General features: G+C 63.0%; 14 protein-coding genes and 1 tRNA gene. 12 read left to right on the top strand and 3 right to left on the bottom strand.

Going from position 1 to position 15,876, the window contains the following annotated elements:
* Positions 1 to 36 precede the first annotated feature (36 nt).
* The gene (locus tag IC609_RS08835; RefSeq protein ID WP_191819140.1) at positions 37 to 1,884 is read right to left on the bottom strand and encodes a methyl-accepting chemotaxis protein; all 1,848 of its coding nucleotides are present in this window, start codon (positions 1,882 to 1,884) and stop codon (positions 37 to 39) included.
* A 301-nt stretch (positions 1,885 to 2,185) separates the two neighbouring features.
* On the bottom strand, positions 2,186 to 3,358 hold the full coding sequence (locus IC609_RS08830; protein WP_191819838.1) for an ABC transporter substrate-binding protein: 1,173 nt from the start codon (positions 3,356 to 3,358) through the stop codon (positions 2,186 to 2,188).
* Between the two features lie 158 nt (positions 3,359 to 3,516).
* Between IC609_RS08830 and IC609_RS08825 the strand changes: the two genes are divergently transcribed.
* The 12 genes from IC609_RS08825 to IC609_RS08770 all read left to right on the top strand — a co-directional run bounded on the left by IC609_RS08825 (position 3,517) and on the right by IC609_RS08770 (position 15,486).
* Positions 3,517 to 4,755, top strand: a complete 1,239-nt coding sequence (locus IC609_RS08825; protein ID WP_191819139.1) for an MFS transporter — start codon at positions 3,517 to 3,519, stop codon at positions 4,753 to 4,755.
* A gap of 105 nt (positions 4,756 to 4,860) precedes the next feature.
* A complete protein-coding gene (locus IC609_RS08820) occupies positions 4,861 to 5,652 on the top strand; it encodes a sulfite exporter TauE/SafE family protein (RefSeq protein WP_191819138.1) in 792 nt (263 codons plus the stop codon).
* A 21-nt stretch (positions 5,653 to 5,673) separates the two neighbouring features.
* A complete protein-coding gene (locus IC609_RS08815) occupies positions 5,674 to 7,485 on the top strand; it encodes a nitrite/sulfite reductase (RefSeq protein ID WP_191819137.1) in 1,812 nt (603 codons plus the stop codon).
* Between the two features lie 18 nt (positions 7,486 to 7,503).
* Positions 7,504 to 7,881, top strand: a complete 378-nt coding sequence (locus IC609_RS08810; protein ID WP_191819136.1) for a DUF934 domain-containing protein — start codon at positions 7,504 to 7,506, stop codon at positions 7,879 to 7,881.
* On the top strand, positions 7,881 to 8,636 hold the full coding sequence (locus tag IC609_RS08805) for a phosphoadenylyl-sulfate reductase (protein WP_191819135.1): 756 nt from the start codon (positions 7,881 to 7,883) through the stop codon (positions 8,634 to 8,636). The genes IC609_RS08810 and IC609_RS08805 overlap by 1 nt, the downstream gene beginning before the upstream one ends.
* A gap of 146 nt (positions 8,637 to 8,782) precedes the next feature.
* Entirely contained in the window at positions 8,783 to 9,712 is a 930-nt protein-coding gene (cysD, locus tag IC609_RS08800; protein WP_191819134.1) for a sulfate adenylyltransferase subunit CysD, read from the top strand.
* A 16-nt stretch (positions 9,713 to 9,728) separates the two neighbouring features.
* A complete protein-coding gene (locus IC609_RS08795; RefSeq protein ID WP_191819133.1) occupies positions 9,729 to 11,009 on the top strand; it encodes a sulfate adenylyltransferase subunit 1 in 1,281 nt (426 codons plus the stop codon).
* A 64-nt stretch (positions 11,010 to 11,073) separates the two neighbouring features.
* Entirely contained in the window at positions 11,074 to 11,403 is a 330-nt protein-coding gene (gene fdxA / locus IC609_RS08790; RefSeq protein WP_191819132.1) for a ferredoxin FdxA, read from the top strand.
* A 7-nt stretch (positions 11,404 to 11,410) separates the two neighbouring features.
* Entirely contained in the window at positions 11,411 to 12,439 is a 1,029-nt protein-coding gene (locus IC609_RS08785; protein WP_191819131.1) for an NAD(P)/FAD-dependent oxidoreductase, read from the top strand.
* Positions 12,440 to 12,638: 199 nt separating this feature from the next.
* On the top strand, positions 12,639 to 14,774 hold the full coding sequence (locus IC609_RS08780) for a TonB-dependent siderophore receptor (protein ID WP_191819130.1): 2,136 nt from the start codon (positions 12,639 to 12,641) through the stop codon (positions 14,772 to 14,774).
* Positions 14,775 to 14,852: 78 nt separating this feature from the next.
* Positions 14,853 to 14,928, top strand: a tRNA-Asn gene (locus IC609_RS08775).
* A gap of 63 nt (positions 14,929 to 14,991) precedes the next feature.
* On the top strand, positions 14,992 to 15,486 hold the full coding sequence (locus IC609_RS08770; RefSeq protein WP_191819129.1) for a hypothetical protein: 495 nt from the start codon (positions 14,992 to 14,994) through the stop codon (positions 15,484 to 15,486).
* Between the two features lie 48 nt (positions 15,487 to 15,534).
* Here the strand turns inward: IC609_RS08770 and IC609_RS08765 are convergent, their stop codons facing one another.
* The gene (locus IC609_RS08765; protein ID WP_191819128.1) at positions 15,535 to 15,780 is read right to left on the bottom strand and encodes a helix-turn-helix domain-containing protein; all 246 of its coding nucleotides are present in this window, start codon (positions 15,778 to 15,780) and stop codon (positions 15,535 to 15,537) included.
* Between the last annotated feature and the right edge of the window lie 96 nt (positions 15,781 to 15,876).

Here is a 15,876-nt window from a genome sequence, read left to right as displayed (position 1 = left end):
GCGCCGGGGCTTGCGCGGCCCCGGGTCTCAAGCCACTCAGACCGAGAAGCGCTGGACTTCGCGACGCGTTGCGTCGGCGATTTTGGACAGCTCGACCACGGTGGCCGCGATCTCCTCAGACGCAGAGGAGTTGCTGCGGGCAATCTGGTCCAGGTTGTTCAGGTTGCCATTGATCTGATCCACCGCTGCGCTTTGCTGGTCCAGCGCCGCGACGATGCGTTGCAGCATTTCGTCGGTGGCCTGGGTTTCGCGTTCGATGCCCGACATGTCCTGGCTGACGTCCATCACGGCAGTGACCGCACTGCGGGCTTCTTCCACCGCCTGCTTGACCAGGGTGGCAATTTCCTGCGAGCTCTCGGCGCTGTTGAGGGCCAATTTGCCCACCTCTTCGGCCACCACGGCAAAACCTTTGCCATGCTCGCCAGCGCGGGCCGCTTCAATGGCCGCGTTGAGGGACAGCAAGTTGGTTTTGTTGGCGATTTTTTCAATCACATCTGTGATTTTGTTGATCTTTTCGGAGTTGGTCGCGATGTTGTTGACCACCTTGACCATCTCATCCATTTTTTCCATGCTGGCGCGCACCAACGCAAACGATTGGCGTGACTTCTGGCTGGCCAGCTCGGTGTTTTGAGACACATCGGCCACGGAAGCCACGGTCTGGCGCACAGCGCTGGAGACGTGGCTGATGGCATCGGTCTGGTGGCGCGCCCCATCGGAAATTTGACCGATGGCATTGGACGCCTCATCGGAGGCGGTGGCCACCTGACGGGCATTTTGGTTGATGGTGGTCATGGCACCACGCAATGCATCGAGCGACTGGTTGATGTTCTGCTTGAGCAGCTCCAGATCGCCCATGGCCTGGGCCGACACGCGGCGCTGCAGATTGCCGTCGGCAACCCCTTGCATGACATGGGTGATGTCCTGGAACACGATCTGCTGGGCAGCCATGCTCTGGTTGATGCTTTGCTTGAGGCCGTCGAGCTCGCCTTTGGCTTCGGCGGTGACCCGCAGTCCGAAATTGCCTTTGGCGACGCCTTGCATCACGTGCGTGATGTCCTGGAACACCGACTGCTGCACCTGAATGCTCTGGTTGATGTTTTCCTTGAGGGCGCCCAGGTCCCCACGGGCTTCGACCGTGACGCGGCGATCCAGGTGCCCCTGGGCAACAGCGGTCATGACCCCCACGATGTCTTGCAGTGTGGACTGCAGCGATTTCTGCATCTGGGAAACTTTGTAAAGCAGGGGCAGCTCCGAGGCACTGACAGCCGGGCCGCGGGGCGAGAAGTCGCCTTCGCTGATCTGACCCGAGAGTTCCGCCACCAGGGCCGATTCCACGGCCTCTCGGCGCAGGATGGTGGCCATGAAGATCAGCATCGCCGCTTCAAAAACCACATAGGCCGCGTGCAGGATGATGGTCGTGACGTGCACATCGCCTTCCAGCACCGTGATGCCCACCGAATCGGTGGCCTGCAAATAACCAAACACCACGTGGTGCACGGCGATCAAGCCCGCAGCTGCCACGATGGGGCGCCAGTCGCGGTAGTACAGCAGGAAAGCCAGCAAGGTGAAAATGCCAAAGTGGCTCTCGATCATGCCCTGGCTTTGCTGGATGGTCAGCGCAGAAAACACCATCAGGGCGCAGGCAATCGACAGCCGGGAGGCCAGCGAGCCCGGCGCGCCCTTGTAAATGGCCCAGGGGACCAGCAGTGCGGGCACCGCCACAACGAGCGTCAACATCCAGGTGGAGGTGAAATAAGCCACCCCGAAACACACCGCCAGCAAAAACACCATCATGCTCAGCATGATCCGGTCCGCGGCGGCGCGCTGGGGTTGCAAAATCTGGTCGCTGCGGCGCGAGGCCGACAAACTGCTGTTCACACTCATTTCATCTCGTCCTGCAAATGCTGCCCATGAGCGCAGGATCGTTCAGGACATACCACCCCAAGGCCGAGAAGGTGTAAATCAGCCAGGCCAGCAACAGCCACCAAACCCAGTGGGGTGTGGCGCCGTTCAGGGAATGAACACGTCTTAAAAGCATCCTGCACGTTCAACAATTAAGTTTGAATTAAATGTCAATTTAATCAAATTTAACGATTTAAACCACTATACAGGAGATGCTTCCCCCCAGCTGCCCGGCATGTGAAAAACCGCCCAGTGCGACGGGGTTTCTTGCCCCGCGACCGCGTCACTTCATCGCGTCTGCAGGGCGGCGGCCTTTGACATACGCGTCGGTGGGCTGGTAGTTCTTGCCGTCGGCGTAGTGCCACTGGACCATGGTGCCCTTGCCGCCGCGCTGGTCGAGCTTGCCCACATAAGCGCCCATGGTGGACTGCTGGTCAATGGCGCGGAACTCGGCTTGGCCAAAGGGTGTGCTGAATTTCAAGCCACGCATGGCGGTGACCAGCTTCTCGTTGTCGGTGGAGTTGGCCTTTTTGATGGCCGCAAAGATGGCCTGCAGGGTGGCATAGCCCACGACCGAGCCGACCTTGGGGTTCTCGTTGAACTTCTTGTAATAGTTGGCGGCAAAGCTGGCGTGCTCCTTGTTGTCGAGCTGGTCCCAGGGGTAGCCGGTCACGATCCAGCCCTTGGGCGTTTCGTCTTTCAGCACCTCCAGGTACTCCGGCTCGCCCGACAGCAGCGACACCACCGGGGTCTTGGGGAACACGTTGCGCTGGTTGCCCTCGCGCACCAGCTTGGCCAGGTCCGCGCCAAAGGTCACGTTGAAGATGGCGTCGGGCTTGCTCGCCATGGTGGCCGTCAGGGTGCTGCCCGCGTCGATCTTGCCTTGGGCGGGCCACTGCTCGCTCACAAACTCCACATCGGGGCGCTTGGCCTTGAGCAGCTCCTTGAAGCTGGCGACGGCGCTTTGGCCGTATTCGTAGTTGGGGGCAATGGTGGCCCAGCGCTTGGCGGGCAGCTTGGCCGCTTCTTCGACCAGCATGGCCGACTGCATGTAGGTGCTGGGGCGCAGGCGGAAGGTGTAGCGGTTGCCCTTGTCCCAGACAATGGCGTCGGTCAAAGGCTCGCTCGCCACAAACAGGCGCTTGTTCTTGGCGGCGTGGTCGGCCAGGGCCAAGCCGACGTTCGACAAAAAGCCCCCGGCCAGCACGTCCACTTTTTCTTTGGAAGTCAGCTCGATGGCGTGGCGCAGGGCCTCCTCGGGCTTGCCCGCGTCGTCACGGGCAATCACTTCAACCTTGCGGCCGAGCAGGCCGCCCTGGGCGTTGATCTCTTCAACCGCCAGTTGCCAGCCTTGTTTGTAGGGCTGGGTGAACTGGGGAATGGCGGAATAGCTGTTGATTTCGCCGATGCGGATGGGGGTCTGGGCCGAGGCCTGCAGGCCGCAGCCCAAGGTCATGAACGCGGTCAATGTGAGCTGGCGCAAGGAAGCGGGCAAAGCCATGGTTCTCTCCAAAAGCCGAGACTCTATCACCAATGTGACAGCCCCACGGTGCACCGGAAAAGGGTGTCGCACAAGGGCTGACCGGGGCAGAACAACGCCCAATAATGGGTGTGATGAAACAAACCGACTTGTCCCGCTACCAGGTGGCATGGATCCTAGGCGGCGCGGCCTTGATGCTGAGTCTGGCCATGGGCATGCGCCAGAGTTTTGGCCTCCTGCAACCGCACATGATCCGCGACATCGGCATCACGGCGGCCGATTTTTCGCTGGCCATCGCCATCCAAAACATCGTCTGGGGGGCCACGCAGCCTTTCGTGGGCATCCTGGCCGACCGACACGGCGCCCGGCCCGTGGCGCTGATGGGGGTGGCGGTTTATGGCCTGGGCCTGGCTTTGGCGCTGACGGCCACCTCGGCCTGGAGTGTGACGCTGGGCATGGGCCTGTGTGTGGGCCTGGCGCTGTCGTGCACTGCGTCCAACATCGCCATGAGCGTGACGGCCAAGGCGGTCTCGCCGCTCAAGCGCAGCATGGCCATGGGTTCGGTGTCGGCGCTGGGCTCGCTGGGGCTGACCCTGGCCTCGCCCATGGCGCAACACCTGATCAGCAGCTCGGGCTGGCAGGCGGCCCTGATCGGTTTCCTGGGGCTGGCAGCGGTCATGGTGCCCGCCGCCTTCATGGCCAGCCGGGCCGACCAGATCGAGGTGCCTGCGCCTTTGGGCGCCTCGCAAACCGTGGGCGAAGCGGTGCGCGAGGCCCTGGGCCACCGGGGCTACCTGGTGCTGGCCATCGCCTTTTTTGTGTGCGGCCTGCAACTGGTGTTCATCACCACACACTTGCCCACCTATCTGGACATTTGCGGCATCGACCCCAGCGTGGGCAGCACCGCCCTGGCGCTGGTGGGCCTGTTCAACGTGCTGGGCTCCTACCTGTTTGGCTGGCTGGGCGGGCTGTATTCCAAGCGGGTGCTGCTGGGCGGCATCTATGTGCTGCGCTCGCTGTTCATTGAGCTGTATTTCATGACGCCACCCTCCCCGACCAGCACCCTGGTGTTTGCCGCCGCCATGGGCACGCTGTGGCTGGGCGTGGTGCCGCTGGTGTCGGGCCTGGTCATCCATTTGTTCGGGCTGCGCTACATGGCCACCTTGTCGGGGGTGGCGTTTTTCAGCCACCAGGTGGGCTCCTTCATCGGGGCCTGGGGCGGCGGGGTGATTTACAGCCGCGTGGGAAATTACGACCTGGCCTGGCAAGGCGCAGTGGCCATTGGCCTGGCCGCGGGCCTGTTCCAGATGACCATGAACGTGCAGCCTTCGGCCCGGATCATGGCCGAGCGCACCCAGCCCCTGCCCGGCTAAAGGGCCCCAGTGAGGCGACGCCCAAGGCCTCTTATGCTCATTTGGAATATATCTACAACGAATAAATCGTTTGTTTTGGCATAAAGAGCGGCTACAGTCGCCGCCATGATCGATCTGGGCTATGTCTTTGCGGGTTTCTTTGTCGGCACCATCGTCGGCCTGACGGGGGTGGGCGGCGGCTCGCTGATGACGCCGCTCTTGATCTTTTTCTTTGGCGTGAAGCCCTACATGGCTGTAGGCACCGATCTGCTGTTTGCGGCCTTCACCAAGCTGGGGGGCACCGTGAGTTTTGCCCGCCAGCGCATCGTGCCCTGGCGTGTGGTGGGGCTGCTGAGTGCGGGCAGTATCCCGGCCTGCCTGGTGACGATCGGCGTTTTGCGCTGGGTGGGCCCGGCCGACCCCAAGGTGCAGGCCCTGATGACCAGCACGCTGGGCGTGGCCCTGCTGCTGACGGCTGCAGCCATGCTCTACAAGGCCGTGCGCGGCAAGCAGGTGCCCCGCCAACTGGCCGCCGAGGACGAAGCCCGCGCCACCACGCCCCGCCACTGGAGCCTGCCTTTACTGTTTGGTGCCCTCATCGGCACCCTCGTCACACTGACCTCGGTGGGTGCTGGCGCCATCGGCGTGACGGTGCTGATGGTGCTGTATCCTCTGCTGCCTTTGCCGCGCATCGTGGCGGCCGACATCGCCTATGCCGTGCCACTGACCTTGGTGGCAGGTCTGGGCCATGCGTCTCTCGGTTCGGTGGACTGGCCTTTGCTGGCCAAGCTGCTGACCGGGTCGATCCCCGGCATCTGGCTGGGCTCGCGCCTGACCCACCACACGCCTGACCGCGTGATCCGCTCCTTGCTGTCCGTGCTGCTGGCATGGGCCGGCACCAAGCTCGTCCTGATCTGATTTTTCTCACACCCGACGCCTATGTACCAGTACACCGAATTTGACAAAGCCTTTGTGCGCGCCCGCGCTGCAGAGCACCGAGACCAACTCGAGCGCTGGCAGGCCGGTCAACTGAGCGACGACCAGTTTCGCCCCCTGCGTCTGCAAAACGGCTGGTATGTGCAGCGCTACGCGCCCATGCTGCGCGTGGCTGTGCCCTATGGCGAAATCAATGCGGCCCAACTCAAAGTGCTGGCCAAGATCGCACGCGACTACGACACGCCCGATGCTGCCCTGCTGGCTGAAGCCCAGGCCACGCAAGACAAGCTCCCTGGCCTGGCCCCCAAGCTGACCACCAACTACGGCCACTTCACCACACGCCAGAACGTGCAGTTCAACTGGATTCCGCTGTCCAAGTCGGCCGATGTGATGGAGTTGCTGGCCACCGTGAACATGCACGGCATCCAGACCAGCGGCAACTGCATCCGCAACACCACCACCGACGAGCTGGCCGGTGTGGCGGTGGACGAAGTGGTCGATCCGCGCCCGTATGCCGAGCTGATCCGCCAGTGGAGCACCCTGCACCCCGAGTTCGCGCACCTGCCGCGCAAGTTCAAGATCGCCATCACAGGTGCCACAGAAGACCGCGCTGCCATTGGCTGGCACGACGTCGGCTTGCAGGTGCTCAAGAACGAGGCCGGTGAAGTCGGCTTCAAGGTGCTGGTGGGTGGCGGCATGGGCCGCACCCCGATCAACGGCGTGGTGATCCGCGAATTCCTGCCCTGGCAGGACATCATGAACTACCTTGAAGCCGTGGTGCGCGTCTACAACCGCTGGGGCCGCCGCGACAACAAGTACAAGGCCCGCATCAAGATCCTGGTCAAGGCCGAAGGCCAGCGCTACTTTGACGAAGTCGAGACCGAGTTCCGCGAAATCCTCGAACGCGATGGCGCACCCCACACCCTGCCACAGGCCGAACTCGACCGTGTGAAAGCCGGTTTTGTCGACCCTGCACTGAACTTGCCTGAGAGCACCGACGAGTGGTTGGCCCAGGCCGAAGCGCAGCTGAGCATCGAAGCGGCCAAGACGCCCGCCTTTGCCCGCTGGCTGGCGCGCAATGTGCGCCCGCACCGCAACCCGCAGCTGCGCGCCGTCTCGCTGTCCTTCAAGCGTCCGGGCTACGCCCCCGGTGACGCCACCGCCGAGCAGCTCGACGCGGCCGCAGCCTTGGTCGAGAAATATTCTGCAGGCGAAGCCCGCGTCTCGCACACCCAAAACCTGCTGCTGCCCTGGGTGCGTCTGGACCAGCTGCACGCGCTGTGGCTCGAAGCCAAGGCGCTGGGCGTGGCCCAGCCCAACATCGGTTTGCTGACCGACATGATCGCCTGCCCCGGCGGCGACTACTGCGCGCTGGCCAATGCCCGCTCCATCCCCACGGCCAGCGCCATCACCGAGCGCTACCAGGACCTGGACGAACTGGAAGACCTGGGCCACATCGACTTCCACATCAGCGGCTGCATCAACTCCTGTGGTCACCACCACTCGGGCCACATCGGCATTTTGGGGGTCGATAAAGACGGCAAGGAGTGGTACCAGGTCACGCTGGGTGGCTCGGACGGCAAGGACCTGTCCGGCGCAGCCACACCCGGCAAGGTGGTTGGCCCGTCGTTCTCTTCGTTTGAAGTGCCCGATGTGATCGAAGCCATTCTGGACACCTACAAGCAGCTGCGCGTGAGCACTGGCCACGGCAAGCAGGAAGCCTTCATCGAGACGCTGCGCCGCGTCGGCCACGAGCCGTTCAAGGCCGCAGCCAATGCCGCACGCCACCCGGCTGCAGACGCCGAAACGGTCTGAACGCAGGGAGAACACGACATGAAAATCATCACCGCACAAGAACACCAAACCGCTGAATCACCGGCCGTCCTCACGCTGGCCAACGACGTGGACCCCCGCACGCTCGACCTGAGTGGCGTGACCCGCATCGACCTGCAGTTTCCGGCCTTCACCGATGGCCGCGCCTACAGCCAGGCCTTTTTGCTGCGCCGCCGCCTGCGCTTTGCGGGCGAGCTGCGCGCCACGGGCGATGTGCTGATCGACCAGTTGGTGCAAATGCAGCGCACTGGCTTTGACGTGGCTGTGCTCAAGGAGGGTGTGGATGCCAGCGCCGCCCAGCGCCAGCTGGACCGCTATGCCGGCTTCTACCAAGGTTCGGCCGTGGACACGCAACCGCACTTTGCCAAGGCCGCGTGATGTCCTCCAGCCTGATTTCTTCGCGCAACGCCCCGGCCAAAGCCACCGAGCTGCACGCCCAAGCCAGCCCCGACTTTGCCGCCAAGCTGGCCGAGACCGAGGCGCTGCTGCAGCGCGCTGCGGCCGAATTTGCCCCCGTGACGCAGGCGTCCAGCCTGGGCGCCGAGGATGTGGTGATCACGCACCTCATCAACGGCTTGCAATTGGACATTCCGGTCTTTGTGCTGGAGACCGGCGCACTGCACACCGAAACCCTGGCCCTGCTGGAGCGCACCCAGGCGCATTCGCGTGCGCCGATCAACGTCTTCCGCCCGGCGCAGGAGTCGGTGATCCGGTTCGTGCGCGAGCGTGGCCAGGACGCGATTTACAAAACGATCGAGCTGCGCAAGGAATGCTGCGGCGTGCGCAAGATGGAGCCTCTGGGTCGTGCGCTCAAGGGCCAAAAGGCCTGGATCACGGGTCTGCGCCAGGAGCAGTCCGCTGCCCGGGCCGAGGTACCTTTGCTCGACGAGAGCGAAGTGGCCACCAAGTCGCTGTACAAGTTCAACCCTTTGGCCAAATGGACATGGGGGGATGTGTGGCACTACATCGCCACGCACCAGGTGGACTACAACCCGCTGCACGATCAGTTTTTCCCGAGCATCGGTTGCGCGCCATGCACGCGGGCCATCAGTCTGGGCGAGGAGTTCCGCGCCGGGCGCTGGTGGTGGGAGGACGAGGCGGCCAAAGAATGTGGACTGCACGTTAAGCAATGATTTTTGGGGTGTGATGTGTGGGGCGCGGCAGGCTCCTCAGAAGTCGCTTCGCGCCACACATCGTCGCCTCCCGCGCCCCACACATCAAGTCGATCGCCTTTGGATATTTTGGACGTCTCCTTGACCGCATTTAAAGAGCAATGAACATGAACGCCATGACACAAAACGAGTTGCACACCCTGAGCAACAGCCACCTGGACGCGCTGGAAGAAGAAACCATTTTCATCCTGCGCGAAGTCGCCGCCGCTTTCGAGCGCCCCGCCCTGCTGTTTTCGGGCGGCAAGGACTCGCTGGTCATGCTCAAGTGCGCCGAGAAGGCGTTTGGCGCAGGTCGCCTGCCCTACCCGCTGTTGATGATCGACACCGGGCACAACTTCCCTGAGGTGACCGATTTCCGTGACTTCCGTGCCAAGGAGCTGGGGGCCGAGCTGATCGTGCGCAGCGTCGAGGACTCGATGAAACGCGGCACCGTGCGCCTGGCCCACCCGGGCGAGAGCCGCAATGTGCACCAGTCGGTCACGCTGCTCGAAGCGATTGAGGAGTTCCGCTTTGACGCGCTGATCGGTGGTGCCCGCCGTGACGAAGAAAAGGCCCGCGCCAAGGAGCGCATCTTTTCGCACCGCGACAGCTTTGGCCAGTGGCAGCCCAAGGCCCAGCGCCCCGAGCTGTGGACGCTGTTCAACACCCGCCTGCAGCCGGGCGAGCACTTCCGCGTGTTCCCGATCTCCAACTGGACCGAGCTGGATGTGTGGCAGTACATCGCCCGCGAAAACATCGCCCTGCCTTCGATCTACTACACCCACAAGCGCGAAGTGGTCGACCGCCGCGGCCTCTTGGTGCCAGTGACCGAGCTGACCCCCCCCAAGGACGGCGAGCAAGTCGTGCTGCGCGATGTGCGTTTCCGCACCGTGGGCGACATCACCTGCACCTGCCCGGTGGAGAGCGATGCGGCCACGCCCGAGCAAATCGTGATCGAGACACTGGCTGCCGACGTGAGCGAGCGCGGCGCAACCCGCATGGACGACAAGACGTCCGAGGCTTCGATGGAGAAGCGCAAAAAAGACGGCTATTTCTGATCAGGGAGCCAAAGACATGAGCAACAACCAACACTTTTCTGCCCTCAAATTCATCACCTGCGGCTCGGTCGACGACGGCAAAAGCACACTGATCGGCCGCCTGCTGGTGGACACCAAGGCCGTGCTGCAAGACCATCTGGCGGGCGTGCAACGCTCGGGCGAAACCGATCTGGCCCTGCTGACCGACGGCCTGAGCGCCGAGCGCGAGCAAGGCATCACCATCGATGTGGCCTACCGCTACTTCAACACCGAAGCGCGCAAGTTCATCATCGGTGACGCGCCCGGCCACGAGCAGTACACCCGCAACATGGTCACGGCGGCATCGAGCGCCGACGCGGCAGTGGTGCTGGTCGACGCCATCAAGCTCGACTGGGCCAACCCCGACCTGCAACTGCTGCCACAAACCCGCCGCCATTCGCTGCTGGTCAACCTGCTGCGCGTGCCGTCCATCGTGTTCGCCATCAACAAGCTCGACGCCGTGGCCGATGCCGCCGTGGCCTACAAGAACATCGCTGGCGCCCTGGAAAAATTCGCCCAAGAAGCCGGGATCACCGTCACCGCCATGGTGCCCGTGTCGGCGCTCAAGGGCTGGAACGTGGTCACCACCGAGAACAACGACCAAGCCGACTGGTGTGGCTACACCGGCCCCAGCCTTTTGAGCATCCTCGAAGACTTGCCGGTCACGCCAGCAGAGACCGATGTGGCCTTCAGCTTCCCGGTGCAGTGGGTCGAGAAGTTCCACGACTCGGGCGTGACCACCCAGGGCCGCCGCGTGTTCTGGGGCCGCGTGGCCACGGGCAGCATCGAGCCGGGCCAAACCATCAAGGTCTTCCCCAGCGGCCAGACCGCCGTGGTGTCGCAAGTGCTGTCGGCCACCCGCCAGCCGCAGGACAAGGCTGCAGGCCACAGCGCAGGCATCGTGCTCGACCGCGAGGTGGATGTGTCGCGTGGCGACTGGCTCTTGGCAGCCGAAGGCGCACCCGAAGGTCAGCGCCAGCTGAGCACCACCATCGCCTGGATGGACGACGAACCCCTGGTCGCTGGGCGCCTGTATTGGGCGCTGCACGGTCACCGCTGGGTCAAGGCCAAAGTGCAACGCGTGGTGCACCGCCTCAACGTCAACACCCTGGCCGAAGAAGAAGCCACCGAGCTGGCGCCCAACGCCATCGGCCACGTCACCCTGGCCCTGCAGGAGCCGCTGGTCACTCTGCCATTCACGCAGTCGCGCATCCTGGGTGCGCTGGTGCTGGTGGACACGGCCAGCCACAAGACCTCAGGCGCCGTGCTGGTGAACTGATCTCCTTTAAAATCACGGGTTTGGCGCTGCACGTGCAGCGCACAGCCCATTTTCCGAGTCCATCATGACCCACGTTGTTTCCGAATCCTGTATCCAGTGCAAGTACACCGACTGTGTGGACGTTTGCCCTGTGGACTGCTTCCGCGAAGGCCCTAACTTCCTGACCATCGACCCCGATGAGTGCATCGACTGCGCCGTGTGCATCCCCGAGTGCCCGGTCAACGCCATCTACGCCGAGGAAGACCTGCCGGCTGACCAGCAGCACATGACCAAAATCAACGCCGAGTTGGCCCTCTTGCCCACCTGGAAGAGCATCACCAAGCGCAAGGCCCCGCTGCCCACCGCCGAAGAGTGGAAAGACAAGACCGGCAAGCTGGCCGAACTGATCCGCTGATCTCCCCATGGCCACGCCGATCGAAACCGATGCTCTGGTGATCGGCGCTGGCCCGGTGGGCCTGTTCCAGGCCTTCCAGCTCGGCTTGCAAGGCATTTCATGCCACGTGGTCGACGCCCTGCCCCATGTGGGCGGTCAGTGCGCCGAACTCTACGCCGACAAACCCATCTACGACATCCCCGGCATCCCGGTCTGCACTGGCCGTGAGCTGGTCGAGCGCCTGCAAACGCAGCTCACCCCTTTTCCCCCCACCTTGCACCTGGGCCAAACGATCGACAGCCTGCACGCCACCGCCAGCGGCGCCTGGGCGGTCAGCACTTCGCAGGGCACGCAGTGGTTGGCGCGCACCGTGTTCATTGCTGCGGGTGTGGGCGCCTTTGTGCCGCGCAGCCTGCCCATCGAGGGCTTGGGCCCACACCTGGGCCGTCAGGTCTGGTTCGGCTCGCAAGCCTTGCCCGACTGGACTGGCCAGCACCTGTTGGTCACAGGAGACGGTGACACCGCCCTGCAAACCTGCCTGAATGCCATGGCCAGCGCCGCCAGCGTGACGCTGATGCACCGACGCGAACACTTCAGCGCCGAGCCCGAGCGCCAGCAGGCTTTTCGGGATGCCTTGGCCGCAGGCCGTGTGCGCTTTGTGGCGGGCCAGCCCACTGGCCTCGTGCAAGAGGCAGCGCAGCTCAGCGGCCTGACTTACCTCAACGCCGAAGGCCACGACGCCGCGCTCACCTGCACGCAACTGGTGATGGCCCTGGGCCTGTCCCCCAAGCTCGGGCCCGTCGCGCAATGGGACCTGGCCATGGAACGCAAGCAACTGGTGGTGAACACCGAAAACTTCGGCACCTCGGCGTCTGGCATCTTTGCCGTGGGTGACATCAACACCTACCCGGGCAAAAAGAAGCTGATCTTGTGCGGCTTCCACGAAGCCACGCTGGCCGCCTTTGGCGCCTTGGCCTTGCTGCGGCCTGCCGAAAAAACCCTGCTGCAGTACACGACAACCTCCACGCTGCTGCACCAGCGGCTGGGCATCGCCTAAAATCCAATCCGCGCCACCGCATGTGTGGCGCACCCGCTGGGGGTGTTGGGGGCCAAAAGGCCCTCGACTGAGAAAGTCCCTTTGAACCTGATTGAGGTAATCCTCGCGCAGGGAAGCTTGTCCAAGGAACCGTGCCACCTCTCCAGGCACGACCACGTTCCCAGTCAGCCGACCTGCCATAACGTTGAAGGAAAACGTCATGGCAACACATACGCCATCCATGCCCATGGGCCGCATCGCTGCGGCCACTGCCCTTTGCATTGCCAGCACGACCGCCTGGTCGCAAGCCGGCCAAGAAATCGTCATCACCAGTCCCTTGCCATTGCAAACCAGCGATTTTGGCGACACCCCGCTGGCCAAGGCACCGTTCAGTGGCATCAGCATCGATGCCCAGACGCTGCGCGACATGGGCGCCACCCGCATCTCGGACGCCCTGCGCCTGGACGCGAGCGTGACCGACAGCTACAACTCGCCCGCCTACTGGGACATGCTGAGCGTGCGCGGCTACACACTGGACAACCGCTACAACTTCCGCCGGGAAGGCTTGCCCATCTCGGCCGAGACCATGATCCCGATGGACAACAAAGAGCGCATCGAACTGCTCAAAGGCACCAGCGGCATCCAGGCGGGCACCAGCGCCCCTGGGGGCCTGGCCAACTACGTGGTCAAGCGCGCGCCCAGCGGCAACGACGAAACTATCCGAGCCGTCACCGCCACGTATGGCAACGGCAAAAGCAGCAGCATCGCCCTCGACCTGGGTGCCCGCTTTGGCGAAAACAAAGATTTCGGGTACCGCTTCAATGCGGCCTATGAAGACCTGAACCCCTACATCCGAAACACCCAGGGCCACCGCCAACTCATGGCCCTGGCCATGGACTGGCGCATCACGCCCGACAGCAAACTGGATTGGGAATTCGAGACCAGCGAGCGCCAGCAAATGGGGGTCAACGCCTACAGCCTGCTGGGCAACACGCTGCCTGCACCGGTGGACGGCACCTTGAACCTCAGCCGCCAGCCGTGGTCGGTGCCAGGGGTGTTCAAGGCCAACACAGGCAGTCTGCGCTTCAAACAAAACCTGGGCGAAGGCTGGCTCTGGACCACGCAGTACGGCGGACAACGCCTGCGCACCGATGACCGTCTGACCTTTGCCTACGGTTGCAGTGCCGAAAACCTCTGGGACCGATTCTGCAGCAACGGCTCGTTCGACCTGTACGACTACCGCAGCGACAATGAGCGCCGCATCTCCGATGCCTTCAAGACCGAAGTCACCGGGCAAACCCGCTGGGCAGGCCTGCGGCACGACGTGGGCGTGAGCTTCATGCGCCAACGCCAGCTCGATCGCCTCGCCCCGATGCAGGCCTACAACTGGGCTGGCACGGGCGACATCCACGGCATGGCCGACAGCGCAGCCAACCCCACACCGGGTGACCTGAACACCAACCGCAGCGAATACAGCAACGAAGTGGCTGTGCGTGACCGCATTGCACTGAGTGCGCAAACCGCCCTGTGGCTGGGTCTGCGCCACACCGCCATCCACCGCAGCAGCGCCCGCACCGATGGCAGCCGCGCCGTTCAGGACCAGCGCAGCTTCAACACGCCCTGGCTGGCCCTCTCGCACCAGATCACGTCCGGTGTGACCGCTTATGGCAGCTACGGTGAAGGCATTGAATCAGCGGTCACTGCCAACCGCAGCCTCTACACCAATGCGGGCCAAGCCTTGCCCGCATTGCGCAGCCAGCAGCTCGAAGCCGGGCTCAAAGGCCTGAGCCCGTCGTTGCGCTGGCAAGCCACTTACTTTGACATCACCCGCCCACAGGCCGGTGATGCGGGCACCTGCGACGGCGCCAACACCTGCACCCGACAGATCGACGGGCAAGCGCACCACCGGGGCATCGAACTCGGTGGCGGCGTGAGCCATGGCCCCTGGCTGGCCGAGTTGAGCGGCACCTGGATCCATGCACAACGCGAGAACGCCGTCATCGACACCATGGTCAACGGACAGCGCGCCCTCAATGTGCCCAATGTGGTGGTTCGCGCTTTGGCCCAATACCGTTGGGCCGATGTACCTGGCCTGCGCACCAGCCTGCGCCTGAGCCACGAAGGCTCGCGCCGGGTGCTCGAAGACGGCAGCATCACGCTGCCTGCATGGACCACCCTCGATCTGGCAGCGCACTACGACACCCGCATCCAAGGGGTTCGCACCGAATGGACGCTGGCCGTGGACAACCTCACGGACCGACACTACTGGCGCGAATCACCCAAACAATTCAGCCACTATTACCTCTACCCTGGCGCGCCGCGCACAGGTCGCATCACGGTGCGAACGAGCTTTTGAATGGTGCGGTGAAATTTTTCAAAAAATCATCGCCCCATTCGAGAATGGCCAAAAATTGACGCTATAATTCATGTCTATTCCCCGATAGCTCAGTCGGTAGAGCGCCGGACTGTTAATCCGTAGGTCCCTGGTTCGAGCCCAGGTCGGGGAGCCAAAAAGTAAAGCCTCAGCATTCACGTGCTGAGGCTTTTTCTTTGGCAGACCAGGCAGACGCACCATGAATACAAATCTCACCCTCCGGCGATTGCAGGCCTGTGCCCTGGCGCTGCTTTGCCTGACGGTCACCACCGCCCACGCCCTGTCTTTGACCGTGCCCAAACTGTTGATCGACGCTGCCGTGGGCAAGAAGTTCCCTAAAGAAAAGTACAGCATCCGGCTGGACAACCCGGTACTGCAACTGAGCCGCGAACGACAGAAAATCGAACTGTGCGGGCAATGGTCCAGCCCACTCGTGCAGAAGAACGGTGACTTTTGCATCGACTTTCAGCCACAGTGGAACAAGGAAACGGGTGAAGTGGAAATCGCCAAGGTCAAACTCTTGAAGCTGACGGTTGGCGAAAACAAGGCCCTGCCGACACCGCTGGCCAGCGCACTCAACGGCAGCCTGCTGCAATTGCTGGACGGCACCGCCATCTACAAAGTGCCCGAAACCGTGGGCAAGCACCTCGAAAGCATCGAGGTGCAGGACAGCGGCATTCGGCTGAACTTCTGAAATGGCGGCCCGAGTCGCCACCTGCCTGCACAGCGCTGCCCGGACTCTTCAATAGCCCGCCGCTTGCAATATCTTGGACGGCTGGGTACCCAGTGCCGTGGCGATTTTCTGCAAATTGATGAGTGTCAGGTTGTGCTCGCCGCGCTCAATCCCGCCCATGTAGCTGCGGTCAAGCTCCGCATCGACCGCCAAGGCTTCCTGTGAGCGCCCGATTTCTGATCGCAACTCACGAATGACCGCCCCCAGCCCGGTGAGAACCGGACTTTTTGCGTACTTTGGTGAGGGCTTGGCCATGCTTTTCATCGTGCATGGGCAACGGAGAAAGTACCACGGGATAAAATACCCAAATATGTCAAGTGACAAGTGCGGATGCACCCACGACTTCCCTGC

Source organism: Limnohabitans radicicola (genome assembly GCF_014837235.1).
In the GTDB taxonomy this organism is placed as follows: Bacteria; Pseudomonadota; Gammaproteobacteria; order Burkholderiales; family Burkholderiaceae_C; genus Limnohabitans_A; species Limnohabitans_A radicicola.
The sequence above is the reverse complement of the archived record's forward strand: the minus strand, read 5'-3'. Positions and strand labels throughout refer to the sequence as shown.

What these genes read in the sequence shown, in the direction of transcription:
- IC609_RS08785 (WP_191819131.1), top strand. Translation starts at nt 11,411, where the DNA reads ATGGCCACGCCGATCGAAACCGATGCTCTGGTGATCGGCGCTGGCCCG.
- IC609_RS08835 (WP_191819140.1), bottom strand. Translation starts at nt 1,884, where the DNA reads ATGAGTGTGAACAGCAGTTTGTCGGCCTCGCGCCGCAGCGACCAGATT.
- IC609_RS08765 (WP_191819128.1), bottom strand. Translation starts at nt 15,780, where the DNA reads ATGGCCAAGCCCTCACCAAAGTACGCAAAAAGTCCGGTTCTCACCGGG.
- IC609_RS08830 (WP_191819838.1), bottom strand. Translation starts at nt 3,358, where the DNA reads ATGACCTTGGGCTGCGGCCTGCAGGCCTCGGCCCAGACCCCCATCCGC.
- IC609_RS08795 (WP_191819133.1), top strand. Translation starts at nt 9,729, where the DNA reads ATGAGCAACAACCAACACTTTTCTGCCCTCAAATTCATCACCTGCGGC.
- IC609_RS08805 (WP_191819135.1), top strand. Translation starts at nt 7,881, where the DNA reads ATGTCCTCCAGCCTGATTTCTTCGCGCAACGCCCCGGCCAAAGCCACC.
- IC609_RS08780 (WP_191819130.1), top strand. Translation starts at nt 12,639, where the DNA reads ATGGCAACACATACGCCATCCATGCCCATGGGCCGCATCGCTGCGGCC.
- IC609_RS08770 (WP_191819129.1), top strand. Translation starts at nt 14,992, where the DNA reads ATGAATACAAATCTCACCCTCCGGCGATTGCAGGCCTGTGCCCTGGCG.
- IC609_RS08820 (WP_191819138.1), top strand. Translation starts at nt 4,861, where the DNA reads ATGATCGATCTGGGCTATGTCTTTGCGGGTTTCTTTGTCGGCACCATC.
- IC609_RS08825 (WP_191819139.1), top strand. Translation starts at nt 3,517, where the DNA reads ATGAAACAAACCGACTTGTCCCGCTACCAGGTGGCATGGATCCTAGGC.
- fdxA (WP_191819132.1), top strand. Translation starts at nt 11,074, where the DNA reads ATGACCCACGTTGTTTCCGAATCCTGTATCCAGTGCAAGTACACCGAC.
- IC609_RS08815 (WP_191819137.1), top strand. Translation starts at nt 5,674, where the DNA reads ATGTACCAGTACACCGAATTTGACAAAGCCTTTGTGCGCGCCCGCGCT.
- IC609_RS08810 (WP_191819136.1), top strand. Translation starts at nt 7,504, where the DNA reads ATGAAAATCATCACCGCACAAGAACACCAAACCGCTGAATCACCGGCC.
- cysD (WP_191819134.1), top strand. Translation starts at nt 8,783, where the DNA reads ATGAACGCCATGACACAAAACGAGTTGCACACCCTGAGCAACAGCCAC.